Here is a 16,492-nt window from a genome sequence, read left to right as displayed (position 1 = left end):
ATTTATTTTTTCTTGAAAACGCAGATTTTGAATTTTATGTATTTCCAAGTCGGGGAGAGGTATATCCAAACTTGGACTATTTCATTTTAAATCCTACAGGAGCCATTGTTTTTGCTTTATCATACATATTGAGATAAATCGTTATCGTATCTTTTTTTCCTTCGTATGTTACCGCATATCTGTCAAGCAGTCCCATTCCGAACGGGCTGTTTTTAGATTTAAATTCACAGCAGCTTCCTTGTCTGTCATAAGATACTTTTTCACCGTTGGGTCCGGTAAGAGCATTCAGATAATTTCTTTCATTGAGAGGACCGCTTCCAACACCTCCAACTTTTACGGGATTTTTTTCAGTAAAGCCGTAAGTAGAATCTGTGGAAGACTCAGCTGGATTTTCTGATGATGTTTTTGCTGTTCCGCATGATGATATTGCCAATATTATCAAAGTGCTTAAAAGAAGTTTTTTCATGGTTTTGTTTAATTTTTATAGTTACCTTAATTATTTAGTCTTTTCGCTTTTCCATTCATGTTCTATGTTTTCCATCAGTAAAGCATTATCAAATTTCACAGAGCCTTTCGGAAAGATATTTTCATCTTCAAAAAAGCTTGATTTTACATCTGAAACATCAAGCGGTTTCACTTGCCATTTATAGGCATTCAGTCTTAATCCATCAAATTTATTTTTATTCGGAGAATATCCTAAATCACCTTTTTCAAAAAAATCAGATGCATTTTCCAGACTTTCAAAGATTGAATTTTTATTAAAAGTTTGCGTTTCCTTAGCGTCAATAGAAATTTTGGTATTATCTGAACTTTTAAAATCGATATGATAATTTCCATTTTTTTCATCAACATTAAATTTTGCCAAATAATGCTTTCCGGGAAATATTCTTCCACCAACCAAAGTATTCAGTTGTAAAGAAGTGTCTCTTCTGGGAATATAAACTCCGGATTTTACTTCGTCGTCTTCATTCCATTCAACAGCAATTCTGTGAGCGCCATTTTCAGAATTTATTCCTAAGAAATTGGGGAAACCTTTTGGTTTTATATCTTTTAATCTGATCAGACAAATCCCGACGATTGCTTTGTCTTTATAGATTTTCGGACGAAAAGGATAAGGAAGTATTTTTTCAACCAATTGAGGATCAGCAGTAAAATTAATTAAAATCCGGCGATCAATGTATCCGTGAATGGTGGGAATTTTCATAAACAAGAATGTTTAATAATTGAGACGTTTCAATTTCATCATTTACTTTAATCTTTTTTGTATTTTTCAGATGTGAACAACCGTTTATAAAATCACGTATTTTCTTTGTAATTGTACGTGATGTAGCAGTCATTGATTTCTTAGCTGGTTTCACCGAACTCTTTAACATTTAAAAATCGTAAAACTTAAAATCTTTGTTTTGGCTACAACAATCTTTGATTTAGTTACAGCCAAATTTTCGTTGTTTCTCAACTTTGTACTGTAAAATTAATCAATTAAAACAATCAAAAAATGGACACAAAAAAAGTATGGTTCGTGACAGGAGCTTCAAAAGGTTTAGGTTTAACTTTAGTAAAAAGATTATTAGCTGAAGGATATTCCGTAGCGGCGACTTCAAGAAATGTTACTGAACTTCAAAAAGCTGTAAGTGAAGAAAATTCAAAGTTTCTTCCGCTCGAAGTTGATTTGATCGACGAAAATTCTGTTGAAACAGCAGTTTTAAAAACAGTAGAAAAATTCGGAAAATTAGATGTTGTCGTCAACAACGCAGGTTATGGGCAGTTGGGAACTTTAGAAGAAATTTCAGATCTGGAAAGTCGTCAAAACTTCGACACCAATGTTTTCGGTTCTCTGAATATTATCAGAAAAACAATGCCTTATTTAAGAGAACAGAAAAGCGGATTTATCATCAATATTGCTTCAATTGGCGGACTTACCGGAGAATTTGCAGGTTGGGGAATCTATTGCGCAACTAAGTTTGCAGTTGTAGGTTTTACAGAAGCTTTGGCAGCAGAAATTAAAGAATTCGGAGTAAATGCAACAGTGGTTTATCCTGGATATTTCAGAACAGATTTCTTAACTGGAGGTTCACTCAGAACCCCGAAAACTGAAATTGAAGAATACACTGTAGCAAGACAACTTCAAACCGCACATGAAAAAGACATCAACGGAAATCAGCCGGGCGATCCAGAAAAAGCAGCTGTAGCATTGATAGAATTGGTAGCAATGGAAAATCCGCCGGTTCATTTGGTTTTAGGTTCTGATGCTTTCCAGATTGCCGGAAACAAATTAAATGCGCTTCAAAGCGAAATTTCGGATTTCAAAACATTGAGTATATCTACAGATTACTAAATTTGTAAAGGCAACAGTTTCTTGCTGTTGCCTTTAATTTTTTAAATTATGAAATGAGCGTTACCGAAAATTGCTTGCAAACACCAATTTATGATACGCGAATTGCATTTGACCGAAAAACAATAAATATCAACAAATGAATAACAGGAAATTATATACCATCGACTCAATCTCTGAACTTCACAGAATTTCAGGATTGCCTAAACCCCAACATCCTCTTATAAGTCTTGTAGATTACAGCTTAGTAGAATATCAGATTGAAGAATCGGAAATCAGCTGGGTTCAGGATCTGTATTTTATGGGTTTTAAAAGAGATATTCAGGGCAAGCTTCACTATGGACAAAGTCAATATGATTTTGACGAAGGTCTGATGTGTTTCATCGCACCAAGACAAGTGGTAAAAATGATTATCAGTAAATATGATGTGAAACCTTCCGGCTATTTACTGGCTTTTCATCCCGATTTTATTTGGAATACACCTTTGGCAAAAACGATTCATAATTATAAATTCTTCGGTTATGATGTGAATGAAGCTTTATTCCTTTCTGAAAAAGAAGAAGAAACTCTGATCGGACTTTTTAAAGGTATTGAAAAAGAATATCAGTCGGGAATCGATCAATTTACTCAAAACATCATCATTTCACAAATCGAAGTTATTTTAAATTATTGTGAAAGGTTTTATCAACGACAATTCATTACAAGAAAAAAAGGAAGTCATCAAATTTTAGAGAAATTAGAAATCATTCTTGAAGATTATTTTAATGATAATGTGATTGATAAGGGATTACCAACCGCCAATTACATCGCCGAACAGCTCAATATTTCAACCAATTATCTTGGAAGTTTATTAAAACAATTAACAGGACAAACGACACAACAACATATTCACGAAAAGCTGATCGAAAAAGCGAAAGAAAAACTTTCTACAACTGATCTTTCCGTAAGTGAAATTGCCTATGAATTGGGGTTTGAACATTCTCAGTCTTTTAGTAAATTATTTAAAGCTAAGACTGACATTTCTCCTCTGGAATTCAGGAAATCATTTAATTAAATTTTTCGGCTACAAGAAAATACTTTTCGGCTACAAGAGTACAAAAGCGAAACCTGAACTTTACTTCATTAAATTATCTTAAAAAATATCAAAATGAAAGTATTTGTTACAGGTGCTACAGGTTTCGTAGGAACAGCCGTAGTTCAGGAATTATTAGCCAATGGTCACCAGGTTTTGGGATTGGCACGTTCGGAAGAATCAGCAAACAAACTAATGGGAGCCGGGGCAGAAGCACACCGCGGAGATCTTAACGACTTTGAAAGCTTGAAATCCGGAGCTTCAATTTCAGACGCTGTGATTCATTTAGGATTTGTTCACGATTTTACAAGATTCGAGGAAATGTGTCAACTTGACGGACAAGTGATTGAAGCAATTGGTGAAGCTTTGATAGGAAGTAATAAACCGTTTCTTATTACTTCAGGAACTGCACTTTTTTCCAAAGACGGGCTTACAATAGAAACAGACCGTTCAGTAAACCCGCATCCAAGAATAGCAACGGAAAATGCAGCAGATGCTATTGCTGCAAAAGGTGTGAAAGTTGCGGTTATCAGATTGTCACCATCGGTTCACGGTAAAGGTGATATCATTGGTTTTGTTCCGACATTGATAAGAATTGCAAAAGAAAAAGGCAAATCGGCCGTGATCAATGACGGTGATAACTTTTGGCCTGCAGTTCACAAATTGGATGCTGCGAAATTATACAGGTTAGCTTTGGAAAAACCCTTCGAAAGTGGAACAAGATATCACGCCGTTGCAGAACAGGGAATTCCATTCAAAAACATTGCAACATTTATCGCAGAAAGATTAGATGTTCCAGTTGTTTCTCTTACAAATGATGAAGCAACAGAACATTTCGGTTGGTTTGCCCATTTTGCAAAGCTTAATAATTTAACCTCAAGTGAACATACAAAGTCAATTTTAGGTTGGGAACCGCAACATCCAACTTTAATGGAAGATTTGAAAGGTGATGTTTATTTCCCTGAGCCACAATAATCTGTACCTTTATATTCATTAAATTTGATTAAATATTAAACCAATGTCTGACACGCCGATAAGAATAAAAACCATTTCTCAATTTCATACGTTGAGAGGTTTGCCGAAGCCGAAACATCCGCTGATCAGTGTGATCAACTTTGAAGATATGGCTCCTGCTCTGGAAAGTGGAAAGCAGAGTTTAATATTTGATTTCTATATGATCTCTGTCAAAAGAGATATGAATCATAAATACAGATATGGGCAGCAGGATTATGATTTTGATGAAGGTGTGATGTTTTGTATGGCGCCTCATCAGATCTTAAGCGTTATACGGGAAGAGCATGGCAAAAACCCTTCCGGATGGATGATGATGATTCATCCGGATTTTCTTTGGAACACACCCATGGCAAGTGCAATCAGGAAATATGAATTTTTTGATTATTCGGTGAACGAAGCACTTTTTTTATCCGAAGATGAGGAAATAAAAATCCAGCAGATTACTGAAAATATCAAGCAGGAATATCAGACGAATATTGATAAATTCAGTCAGAATATTATCATTTCTCAATTAGAAACACTTCTCAATTATTCCGAACGGTTTTATCAGCGACAGTTTATTACCCGTCATAAAGCGCACCATCAATTTTTGGAAAAATTAGAAGCTTTACTTAATGATTATTTTGAAAGAGATGATTTTAAGGAAAAAGGCTTGCCGAGTGTACAGTTTCTTTCAGATGAATTGAATATGTCGCCGCAATATATGCGAAGTCTCCTGAAAACGTTGACCGGACAAACTACGCAACAGCATATTCACGAAAAAGTAATTGAAATTGCCAAAGAAAAACTCTCAACAACCGAACTTTCCATAAGTGAAATTGCTTATGAATTAGGATTCGAACATTCTCAGTCTTTCAGTAAATTGTTTAAAGCAAAAACTGATGTTTCGCCTTTGGAATTTAGAAAGTCATTTAATTGAGACTATCTACCAATTCACTTCTAAGAACAATATCTTTAATTAGGGTTTCAAAATAATAAAATAGTTCGCTGTTTTCATTCATTTGATTTTCCAGAATAATCAGACTAATATCAGATTTCAGAATGTAAATATTTAATGAAGAAAAACCATCTCCCAATCCTGTATGACCTAAATATTTTATACCGATATTTTCTGCAATTCTGATATTGTAACCATAGCCCATTTTTTCTTTACCAAAAACGTCATGCTGAGATTTTGCAGATTCTGTAGTCATCTTTTTGTACATTTTATGACTTAAAATTTTGCCTTTATGAAGATTGTCATTCCAGATTGCAAGATCTTTTGCTGTGGTTATTATTCCGTCGGCAGGTAAATTTTCTTCATTAATAAATGAACTGTCAACAACTTTAAAATCATTTTCAGTGATCATATGACCACTTACCAGATTTCTTTTGTTATCTTTTGAAAAGCAAAACGTATTTTTCATTTTAGAATTCTTAAACAATTCGTCTGCAGCTTCACTATAGGTTTTACCTGAACTTTTTTCGATGATTTTTCCTAAAAGAATATTTGATAAATTTCCATATTTGAAATCAGTTCCGGGTTTGAATAACAATGGTTTCTCAATATCTGAAATTCCGTGTGTATGATTTAAAAGCTGATGAACTGTCACAGAATCTGCCCACGATTGCTTTAAATAAGGTAAATATTTTTTGATGGGTGAATCTAAATCGACTTTCCCTTTTTCAACCTCTTTTAAAAGCAAAACAGAGGTAATTTGCTTTGAATTTGACATGATTTCAAATTGATCATTCATTGTCAAAGGTAATTTTGTTTTAAGATTTTTTAATCCGAAAGCTTTTGAGTATTGTGGTTTTCCCTTTTTAGTTATCAGAATCACACCGTTGAAAGTTGTAGGCTGTTTAGTTTGAATTAAACTGTCAATTTTTGCAGACCAGCTTTCCTTATGTTGAGCAAATGTATTTATACAAAGAAATAAAAAGAAAGGCAGAACAGTTTTGTTTACGATCATTTGTAGTTATAATTTTAAAATAATTTTAGCCAAATATAGGATTTATAATAATGAGATTATCCCATAGATTTTATCTTTCTTCATAATTCAATCAGGGAAAATCCTCATACAATCTATACCTTTACGGAGTTTTTGCATTCACAGAAATTTCAAATAAAACTTTCAATGCCTATTGTATCTCATTCACGCATTTCAAAAACCGTGGTCTGGCTTATGGCGGTTATTTCCGGACTCGTCGTTGCCAATAATTATTATAATCAGCCTTTATTAGGGCTTATTTCCAAAGATCTTCATATTTCCGAAACTGCAGCGGGTAAAATATCTGTGCTTACGCAGTTGGGATATGCTTTCGGATTACTTCTCATTGTCCCTTTGGGAGACAAATTCATGCGTAAGAAACTAATTCTGATCGATCTGCTTTTGGTATTCGGAGCATTGGTCTGGATGGCTCTTGCTACAGAACTCTGGATGTTGTATGCAGCAAGTTTATTGATCGGAACTACTTCCGTTATTCCTCAACTTTTTGTACCGATCGCTGCGGAACTTTCTTCGGAAGATGAAAAATCAGGAAATATCGGATTGGTAGTTTCAGGTTTACTTTTAGGAATATTGCTTTCAAGATTTGTCGGCGGAATAGTAGGAGAGTTGTGGGGATGGAGAACTATGTATGGAATTGCTGCGGGACTAATGCTTTTGGTCTGGCTTTTTGTTTATAAAATGTTGCCTGTCCTGCATCCGAATTTTAAAGGAACTTATATAGAACTGATGCGTTCTGTGGTGAGTTTAGCAAGAACACAGCCTGTATTACAGTTGGCATCGTTTCGTGGTGCAATGGCTTTCGGATCGATGTGTGCACTATTTACAACGTTGGTTTTTCATATGGAAAGACCACCTTTCGAAGTGGGAGCTTCTGTGGTAGGAAGTTTCGGCTTGGCAGGTGCTGTAGGTGCTTTGGCAGCCGCAAAAGTTGGAAAATTACAGAAAATAATCAGCTTAAATAAAATTATACTTTTTGCCTTGCTAATCCTAATCGGAAGTTGGGGATTTACTTATTTTGCAGGAAATACGTATTGGGGATTGATCGTTGGTGTGATTTTGATTGATTTAGGAGTACAGTCGAGCCATATCATGAATCAAACCAATTATTTTTTATTAAAAACCAATGCAGTTAACCGTTTAAACACCGTTTACATGGTTTCTTATTTCATTGGAGGATCATTGGGAACGTGGCTGGCTTCCATAGCTTGGCAATATGCACAGTGGGAAGGAGTTTGTACAGTCGGAACAATCATGGGATTTTTTGCTTTGGCGGCTCATATCCTGTTTAGCAGAAAAGCAGATCATGGGAGAATAAATTCTTAAAAATGGATGAGTTTTCCTATTGAAATAAATATCTTTAAATTTTAAAATCAAAATAATGAAAATAGAAATCTGGTCAGATGTGATGTGCCCGTTTTGTTATATAGGAAAGAAAAATTTTGAACAGGCTCTTGAAAAATTGCCATTTAAAGATGAAGTAGAAGTAGAGTGGAAGAGTTTCCAGCTTGATCCGACTTTAGATCCTACAGAAACAAAAACCACCGCAGAATATTTCAGAGAAAAGAAAGGTTTCCCCGAAGAGCAGGCAAAACAGATGACCGCACAAGTTGTACAAATGGGAAAAGCTTCCGGAATTGATTTTAATTTTGAAAAAGCTTTGATTACCAATACTTTTCTCGCACACAAACTCCTTCATTTGGCTAAAAAACATCATAAATCTTCAGAAATGGAAGAAGAATTATTCACGGCTCATTTTCTGAATGGTGAAAATGTGGGAAATATTGAAGTTTTAGTGTCTTTAGCTCAGAAATTAGGAATCGATCAAGAAGAAGCACAACAAACTCTTAGTTCAGAGCAATTTGATTATGATGTCAATCAGGATATTCTGGAAGCCCGAAATAACGGTGTTTCTGGGGTTCCTTTCTTTATTTTAAATGGTAAATATGCAGTTTCAGGAGCGCAGCCAACAGAACTTTTTCAGGAAGCTTTGACGAAAACTTATAACGAAACCGTTCAGCCTTTCAAAAGTACAAACGATGGTAATACATCTTGTGATACAGACGGTTGCATCATTTAATTCAACTTATTTTAATTAACAATGATAAAAATAAACAACGAAATATCATTTTCGATTCAAGATACACTTTTTGTTTTTGCCTTAGGTTCCGAAGCCGGAAAAGTATTTGATCACATCAATAAACTGATAACAGGCATCGGCAAAGTAAATGCTGCTATTGAACTTACAAAAGCAATTCAAAAAAACAAACCAAAACTGATCATCAATCTCGGTTCTGCAGGAGGAATTGGTTTTCATAAAGGTGAAATTATATGTTGTACACAATTTATCCAACGAGATATGGATGCGAGAGGTCTTGGTTTTAAAAAATTTGAAACTCCATTATCTGATATTCCGATCATTTTAGAAAACGGATTGAAAATGGATAGTCTGAAAGAAGGAATCTGCGGAAGCGGCGACAGTTTTGAGACGAATCATATCAACACAGAATACAACGTGATCGACATGGAAGCTTATCCGCTCGCTCTGATTGCAAGACAAGAAAATATTCCGTTTTTGTGTCTGAAATATATTTCTGATGATGCAGGAAGTGATGCTGCAGACGACTGGTCGGTACAGGTGCATCTTGCTTCTGAAGCGTTCAGAAAAATTTTATTCAATGATGAAATTTAGATATAAATATTTTAAATAATCAGGATTTTAAGTTTACAGCAAAGTATTTATTTATTTTAAAATAAATTTCCATTATATTTCAAGTACCGACTTAAGGTTTATTGAGGCTCGCAACAAGTGATAACCAGACTATTTTCCTTATATTTGTAGACATTCGTATTTTGATTTGATAAAGGAAATTGTAAAAAATTACAGTTAAATTGTGAAACAATTGATCCTTATTAAATTTTATTAATCAAGATAAAGGTTCTTGTGAATAAAGTTCTGGACGTTATTCCCTGTAATATCTTTAAATATTTAAATCGGTGAAGATTCAAAATAAAAAAAAATACCTTAATTTTCTGAAGTTTAAGAGAGATTTTCAGCAATTTGGTATTAAAAAAGTCCGTAGTTACGAGATCATTCTGCATTGGCTCAACAACAGGCTCAGCCGAAGTCAGTTTTTGATTCTTTCTGGTATTCTTGTGGGATGCACTGCAGGTTTGGCAGGTGTACTTCTGAAAACACTTGTTCATCAGATTCATTATCTGATCAGCAAAGTTCATTTTGAATATCAGATTCTTTTCTATATCATATTTCCTTTTTTAGGGATTGTACTTACCACAAGTATTGTTCTTACTTTATTTAAGGGGCAGGATAGAAAAGGAATCGGAGCTATTCTCTACGAAATTGCCCAAAACTCAAGCATCGTTTCATCAGTGAAAATGTATTCACAGATCGTTCAGAGTGCTGTTACGGTTGGTCTTGGAGGATCTGCAGGTCTGGAAAGTCCGATCGCGGTAACCGGAGCTGCCATAGGTTCTAATTATGCACAGACTTACAGATTGGGTTATAAAGAGCGTACACTTTTACTTGCAGCAGGAGCTACAGCGGGTGTTGCCTCTGCATTCAACGCACCGATTGCAGGAATTATGTTTGCTTTTGAGATCCTTCTTACAGGTGTTGTGTTTTCAGACTTTATTCCTTTGGTTGTTGCTGCGGTTTGCGGAAGTCTCTTATCCAGAATTTTGCTTCAGGAAGATATTCTTTTCAGATTCCATGCACGGGAATCATTCAACTATCATAATATCCCATATTATCTGATTCTTGGGATTATGACGGGTTTGTATGCACGATATTTTGTTGTTGTTTCCCAAAAAGTTGAGCATTTTATCAAAAGCATGAACGTATCTCGATTACGAAGAGCGGTTATTGGTGGTGCAGCTTTGTCTTTACTTTGTGTACTTTTCCCACCTCTTTTTGGTGAAGGATATGAAACGGTAAAAGCTTTTACCAATGGAAACGCCAATTACATTATTCAGAACAGTCTTTTCAGATATTTCGAAATCGGAAACTGGACGGTCATTATATTTTTAATTTTAATCTGTCTTTTAAAAGTTTTTGCAACCTCAATTACCATTTTCAGTGGGGGAAATGGCGGAAACTTTGCACCTTCACTTTTTGCGGGAGGAACACTTGGTTTCTTGTTTGCGATGATCTGTAAGCAGATAGGCTTTGAAGACGTTCCTGTAACCAATCTCGTTCTGGTAGGAATGGCAGGAGCAATGAGCGGAGTATTGTACGCACCTCTTACCGCTATATTTCTGATTGCAGAATCGAGTTTCGGGTATGATCTTTTTATTCCTTTGATGATTGTATCGGTGATTTCTTATCTTATGGCGAGATGGTTTTCCGGTATTTCTCCAGAGCTGAAGGCTTTGGCAGATCAAGGAAAAATCTTTACACATGAGCATGATAAAAATCTTCTTTCTTCATTACGCACCAATGAACTGATTGACAGAGATTCGCAGGTCATCAAATATGATGCACCCATTACCGACCTTTATGATTTGATTGTGAACGGTAAGAAAAATACTTTTGCCGTCGTAGATGATCAGAATATTTTGAAAGGAATTTTAACGATGGACGACCTTCGTCCTTTGCTTTTAAATAAAGATAAAGAAGAACTCAGTATTTCTAAACTTATGAAAGCTCCGCCTGCAGTGATTTATCTTAAAAATGATCCCTTAGAAATTATTCAGGCATTTGATGATACAGGAGTCTGGAATCTGCCTGTCATCTCTGACAACAATGAGTTTATAGGATTTATCTCAAAATCAACAATTCTGATGAGCTACAGACAGCTTTTAAAAGAGTATTCAAATTAATAGCTTATTGAATTTTAAAATTATTAATTCAAAATTTCTTCAGAATTGATCTATAAATTAGCAGAATGAACCATTTATGTTCCATCAGATCATTAAACAAATAAGTATTGATGAAAATCCTGATTATAGAAGACGAAGTCGAGCTTGCGAAAAGTATTGCGGAATATCTTTCGGAAGAAAACTATCTATGTGAATTTGCTTCAACATTTAGTGAAGCGATGGGAAAGATTGAAGTGTTTCAGTATGATTGTATTTTGCTGGATATTACTTTGCCGGACGGAAACGGTCTGAAAATTTTAGAAGAACTTAAAAAAGAACAAAAGCAGGATGGTGTAATCATCATCTCTGCAAAAAATGCACTCGACGACAAGATTAAAGGATTGCAGATTGGTGCAGATGATTATCTGACAAAGCCTTTTCATCTTTCTGAATTAGCCGCTCGTATCTATTCTGTAATCCGCAGAAAGCAGTTCAGCAACACCAATGTGGTGACTCAAAACGAGTTGCAGATTGATCTTTTGGCAAAAACAGTTTCCGTCAGTAACGAAATCATTGCTTTAACCAAAAAAGAATTTGATTTATTAGTATATTTCATCGGTAATAAAAACAGGGTGATTTCTAAAAGTACTTTGGCAGAACATCTTTCAGGAGACTTTGCAGATATGCTAGAAAACCACGATTTTGTATATGCTCACGTAAAAAACCTGAAGAAAAAACTGTACGATGCCGGTTGTGATCATTATCTGAAAACAGTCTATGGAACAGGTTATAAGTGGGAAAGCCTATAATATGAATGAAACCATTACTAAGTAAAACAACAAAGCCTTTTTTAATTTTTGTACTGATTGTTCTAATAATCAGTATACCTGTTTATTACGTTATGGTGGATACAATCTGGCAAGATGAGCTTGATGAACATAATGAAATTGTTGCAGAAAAAACATCATATGAATTTAATCGGATGAAAATTTCCGACGAAGAAATACAACGAAACATCAGTCTTTGGAATCAGATTCAACCGGGAACAAACATTATAAAACTGCCATATAACAATTTAAAAAAAGATTTAATTTTTACGACCGAAAAGTATAAACCTTTTTCTGCCGACAAGAAAATCGAACGCTACCGATGTCTCAAAAAAGTGATTTATATTAAAAACGAGCCTTATCTTTTTACCATAGAAACCAATATTGAGGAAACACAGGGAACAATAATGATTATCGGAATCATTACTCTTTTATTTTTTATTTTAATTGTAACAGGCTTATTTATTCTGAACAGAAGATTATCCAAAACGATTTGGAAACCTTTTAGAAATACATTAGATAGGCTTAAAAATTTCAATCTTAACACACAAACGCACATTGAATTTGAAAGTACAGACACCACAGAATTTGAAGAACTCAATCAATCTTTAAGGAAACTGATTGCACATAACGTGTCGGTTTACAAAACACAGAAAGAATTTACAGAAAATGCATCACACGAATTGCAGACACCTCTTGCAATCCTGAAAAATAAGCTCGATCTGTTGATGCAAAACGCTGACCTTACCGAAAAGCAGTACAACATTGCTGAAGATATGAACAAAGCACTTTCCCGCAGTGCAAGAATCAATCAAAATCTTTTGCTTCTTGCAAAAATTGAAAACAGCCAGTTTGATCAATCTGAGATCATCAATTTTGACGAATTGGTAAGACAAAGCATAGAAAATCTTCAGGAACATCTTGATCAGAAAAACATTACTTTGCAGATTAATGCATTGCAAAATACTACTGTAAACGGTAATACAAGTCTGACAGAAATTCTGATCAATAATTTGCTTCTGAATGCAATTCGCCATACCGCAGTTAATGGTTCTATTTCTATAAGCTTAAATAATGCAGTCTTTTCTGTAGCCAATTCCGGAGTGCAAAAGCTGAATGAGGATCTTTTATTTAAAAGATTTTCTAAATTATCTGCCAGTAACAGGGGCAGCGGTTTAGGATTGGCAATTATAAAAGAAATTTCCAAATCTCAAAAATGGGACGTTCAGTACAATTTTGTCGATAATAATCATGTTTTTTCAGTGAAGTTGTAAATTTCATCCATACTTCTTTCAAGATTAAATTTTAAAAATTCTAAATTTCTTCTAAATTGATTAAGTCCTTTGTCTGATTTTAACAGACAAGCAATGACTATGACAAAACAACGTTTAGAGCGTTTTTTAAAAATTTTTGAAGGCAGATTTTCAGTATTATTTTATGTTTTAAGTTTTTATTTGATTTTATCCTTTATGATAAGGGTGACACTCTTGGTCTGGTCAGCATCCGATGCAGATTTTAATCCGTTTTACATTTTGCGGGCATTTTTTACAGGATTTCTTTATGATCTTACCATGGGTACATTATTTTTATTTCTGTACGCATTTTATCTTTTATTCTTCCCAAAAAAATGGATAGGTTCCTTAATAGACAAATGTTTTACCTACATTTATTTAACGATAATTTTTGTCATCATCTATTTTAGTATCATGGCAGAAATTCCTTTCTGGGATGAGTTTGGAGTTAGATTTAATTTTATTGCTGTTGATTATCTGATTTACACATACGAAGTGGTAGAAAATATAAACCAGTCTTATCCGTTACCCTTAATTGCAGGTGTTTTGGTTGGAATCATTGTATTGACATTTTTTGTATTAAAAAAGAAACGTGCTTTCAAAAATACTTTTTCAGACAGAAAACCAATTTCTTCACGTCTTTTACCTGCACTTTCTGTACTGATTATCGGATCTGTTTTAGGAATTATAATGAGAAATAAGCAGGCTGATTTCAGCAATAATCTTGTTGTCAATGAAATCGGGAAAAATGGTGCATTTTCTTTTATTTCTGCATATCAATCCAATGAATTAGATTATGAAACATTTTATCCGAAACTTCCTGAAAAAGAAGCTTATTCTATTCTAAAAAGTAAACTTTTACAGGAAAATCAAAATTATAATTCAGTAAAATTTGATGATATTTCAAGATCGACAAAAGGTGGTGAGGAGCAACATCCTAATATTATTGTCATTGCAATTGAAAGCTTCAGTGCCGATTTTTTAACAGAATTCGGAAATAAAGATCATCTTACACCAAATTATGACCAACTGTCTAAAGAAAGTATTTTCTTCACAAACCTTTATGCAACAGGAACCAGAACCGTCCGGGGAATGGAAGCATTAACATTGTCTGTTCCGCCCACTCCTGGAAACAGCATCGTAAGAAGACCCAATAACCAAAATTTATTTTCAGTTTCGACAATTGTAAAATCAAAAAATTATCAGCCTTATTTTATTTACGGCGGCGATGGTTATTTTGATAATATGAATAATTTTTTCGGTGGACAGGGTTTTGATATTGTTGACAGAAATAGAGGAAATCCTTTATCAGACGAAATTAAAACACAGAGATTTGCAATAAACGATAACGAAGTAAGTTTTGAAAATGCCTGGGGAATCTGTGATGAGGATCTTTACAAGCAATCTATAAAATACGCTGATAGAAGTACCAAAGCAAACAAACCGTTTTTTCAGTTTGTGATGACGACTTCCAATCACAAACCATATACTTTTCCTGCCGGTAAAATAGATCTTCCGCAAGGCGACAGAAATGCTGCTGTGAAATATACAGATTATGCTTTGGGAAAATTTATCACCAATGCAAAAACAAAGACTTGGTTTAAGAACACAGTTTTTGTTATTGTTGCAGATCATTGCGCAAGCAGTGCAGGAAAATGGGAAATTAATATTGCTAAACATCACATTCCTGCAATTATTTATAATTTAAATCAACAACCTGAAAAGATCAATCGTCTGACTTCACAGATTGATTTGATGCCGACTTTATTCGGTTATCTCGGTTGGAATTACTCAACACGTCTTTACGGTAAAGACATCAATCAAACAAAAGCAGGAGACGAAAGAGCATTTATAGGAAACTACAGAACTCTTGGAATGCTGAAAGAAAATACTTTTAACCAGATCGATGACCGCAAAAGGGTAAAGCAGTTTAAAGTTTCCGAAAAAGATAAATCATTCACAGAAATTTCTAATATTAAGAAAAATCTGGTCTCTGAAACGGTAGCATATTATCAGACTGCAAGTGAAAGATTTAAGAATGGTAAAATGAAAGCTAAATAATTTCTTGTAAATAATAATTTAAAATACGGCAATTTGTTGTGTATATTTTATTCTAAATTCCTTACTTCAGATATTCTGTAATAAATTGATTTTCAAACATTTATTATAAATAATAAGAAATTTGAAAAATATTCTATTTAACATAATATAAATTATAGGACTTTTTTAAAAATAATATAAAGTAGTTTATCAATGTAAATTGTAGTGAAAATTAAGAGATCTTGTTTAGCAATAAATTTAGCTTGAAGTTTATTCTAAATACTATTCTGAAAAATATTTTCATTCTTAGCGATTGCAAATTAGATTTAGGCATAAAATTTTTCGATTTCTAATAATAAGATTTATGATAATTTTTTATCATTTAATTTCACGAAATTTCGAATATCATTCCAGAAAAATATTTTTAGACGATTCTCAGCGATTAGAGTTTGTATTGAGTATTGAGTTTGGAAGATTTTTTGTTGAATGATTTAATAAAAAATATATAAAATATTGAGATATAATTTTCCTATAATTTACCAACCATTCAGATTACAATCATTATTTTAGCAATACAAATCAATTTAACATAATATAAAAAGTCATGAAAAAGTACATTCTATTAGGCTCATTATCTTTATTTCTGATCAACTGTAATAAAAAAGTTGAAACTACTGTACCAACCGCCAATGCAGATTCGCTCACAGACACAACTACAGCTGTAATTGATACCTTGGGCGCAAAATCTTACTGTTATTTTGGAGTAACCGGAAAAGATAGTGTTTTCGTGAGCATTGATGATAATCTAGGCACAGTCACTGGAAAAATGGCTTATAAAAATAGCGAAAAAGACAGTTCAAAAGGCGATCTTACAGGTTTCAAATCTGGTGATACACTGAAACTGACTTATGAATTTGCATCTGAAGGTACTACAAGCAAAAGAGATATTTTCTTTCTACAAAAAGACGGAAATTTACTTGAAGGCATTGGAAATCAAAAAGATGACAATGGTCAGATGAAATATGCCGACGAAGCTAAAGTAGCTTACAAAGACGGTCAGAAGCTGGAAACCGCAGATTGCACATTGGTTTCAAAAGCTCTAAAATAAT

Annotated in this window: 15 protein-coding genes; 12 read left to right on the top strand and 3 right to left on the bottom strand. The window is 33.9% G+C overall.

Features of this window, described 5'->3' with window-relative positions; translation table 11 throughout:
- Positions 1 to 76: 76 nt before the first annotated feature.
- Both K0R77_RS09465 and K0R77_RS09460 read right to left on the bottom strand, forming a co-directional pair.
- On the bottom strand, positions 77 to 466 hold the full coding sequence (locus tag K0R77_RS09465; protein ID WP_300351628.1) for a 2-dehydro-3-deoxyphosphooctonate aldolase: 390 nt from the start codon (positions 464 to 466) through the stop codon (positions 77 to 79).
- Positions 467 to 496: 30 nt separating this feature from the next.
- Positions 497 to 1,204, bottom strand: coding sequence for a DUF2071 domain-containing protein (locus K0R77_RS09460; RefSeq protein WP_300351626.1), 708 nt, complete (start codon positions 1,202 to 1,204; stop codon positions 497 to 499).
- Positions 1,205 to 1,495: 291 nt separating this feature from the next.
- On the opposite strand from K0R77_RS09460, the gene K0R77_RS09455 reads away from it, so the two are divergent.
- From K0R77_RS09455 to K0R77_RS09440, 4 genes are all read left to right on the top strand, one after another.
- The gene (locus tag K0R77_RS09455) at positions 1,496 to 2,335 is read left to right on the top strand and encodes an SDR family NAD(P)-dependent oxidoreductase (protein ID WP_300351623.1); all 840 of its coding nucleotides are present in this window, start codon (positions 1,496 to 1,498) and stop codon (positions 2,333 to 2,335) included.
- 136 nt (positions 2,336 to 2,471) lie between these two features.
- Positions 2,472 to 3,386, top strand: a complete 915-nt coding sequence (locus K0R77_RS09450; RefSeq protein ID WP_300351621.1) for an AraC family transcriptional regulator — start codon at positions 2,472 to 2,474, stop codon at positions 3,384 to 3,386.
- A gap of 93 nt (positions 3,387 to 3,479) precedes the next feature.
- On the top strand, positions 3,480 to 4,379 hold the full coding sequence (locus K0R77_RS09445; protein ID WP_300351618.1) for an SDR family oxidoreductase: 900 nt from the start codon (positions 3,480 to 3,482) through the stop codon (positions 4,377 to 4,379).
- Positions 4,380 to 4,422: 43 nt separating this feature from the next.
- The gene (locus K0R77_RS09440) at positions 4,423 to 5,337 is read left to right on the top strand and encodes a helix-turn-helix transcriptional regulator (RefSeq protein ID WP_300351615.1); all 915 of its coding nucleotides are present in this window, start codon (positions 4,423 to 4,425) and stop codon (positions 5,335 to 5,337) included.
- Here K0R77_RS09440 and K0R77_RS09435 read toward each other — a convergent pair.
- Complete coding sequence (locus tag K0R77_RS09435) at positions 5,330 to 6,370, bottom strand: serine hydrolase (protein ID WP_300351612.1); 1,041 nt, start codon at positions 6,368 to 6,370, stop codon at positions 5,330 to 5,332. The genes K0R77_RS09440 and K0R77_RS09435 overlap by 8 nt on opposite strands.
- A 165-nt stretch (positions 6,371 to 6,535) precedes the next feature.
- On the opposite strand from K0R77_RS09435, the gene K0R77_RS09430 reads away from it, so the two are divergent.
- From K0R77_RS09430 to K0R77_RS09395, 8 genes are all read left to right on the top strand, one after another.
- Entirely contained in the window at positions 6,536 to 7,732 is a 1,197-nt protein-coding gene (locus K0R77_RS09430; protein ID WP_300351610.1) for an MFS transporter, read from the top strand.
- 55 nt (positions 7,733 to 7,787) lie between these two features.
- Entirely contained in the window at positions 7,788 to 8,486 is a 699-nt protein-coding gene (locus tag K0R77_RS09425; RefSeq protein WP_300351608.1) for a DsbA family oxidoreductase, read from the top strand.
- 21 nt (positions 8,487 to 8,507) lie between these two features.
- A complete protein-coding gene (locus tag K0R77_RS09420; RefSeq protein ID WP_300351606.1) occupies positions 8,508 to 9,098 on the top strand; it encodes a nucleosidase in 591 nt (196 codons plus the stop codon).
- Between the two features lie 305 nt (positions 9,099 to 9,403).
- On the top strand, positions 9,404 to 11,245 hold the full coding sequence (locus tag K0R77_RS09415; protein ID WP_300351604.1) for a chloride channel protein: 1,842 nt from the start codon (positions 9,404 to 9,406) through the stop codon (positions 11,243 to 11,245).
- A 110-nt stretch (positions 11,246 to 11,355) separates the two neighbouring features.
- On the top strand, positions 11,356 to 12,033 hold the full coding sequence (locus K0R77_RS09410; protein ID WP_300351601.1) for a response regulator transcription factor: 678 nt from the start codon (positions 11,356 to 11,358) through the stop codon (positions 12,031 to 12,033).
- A 92-nt stretch (positions 12,034 to 12,125) separates the two neighbouring features.
- The gene (locus K0R77_RS09405; protein ID WP_300351598.1) at positions 12,126 to 13,325 is read left to right on the top strand and encodes a HAMP domain-containing sensor histidine kinase; all 1,200 of its coding nucleotides are present in this window, start codon (positions 12,126 to 12,128) and stop codon (positions 13,323 to 13,325) included.
- A gap of 195 nt (positions 13,326 to 13,520) precedes the next feature.
- Positions 13,521 to 15,404, top strand: a complete 1,884-nt coding sequence (locus K0R77_RS09400) for an LTA synthase family protein (RefSeq protein ID WP_300351595.1) — start codon at positions 13,521 to 13,523, stop codon at positions 15,402 to 15,404.
- Between the two features lie 583 nt (positions 15,405 to 15,987).
- Positions 15,988 to 16,491, top strand: a complete 504-nt coding sequence (locus tag K0R77_RS09395) for a hypothetical protein (RefSeq protein ID WP_300351592.1) — start codon at positions 15,988 to 15,990, stop codon at positions 16,489 to 16,491.
- The last annotated feature ends 1 nt before the right edge of the window (position 16,492 follow it).

It is taken from the genome of Chryseobacterium sp., from assembly GCF_029240215.1.
GTDB lineage: Bacteria > Bacteroidota > Bacteroidia > Flavobacteriales > Weeksellaceae > Chryseobacterium.
This window is presented reverse-complemented; position numbering and strand designations above follow the sequence as displayed.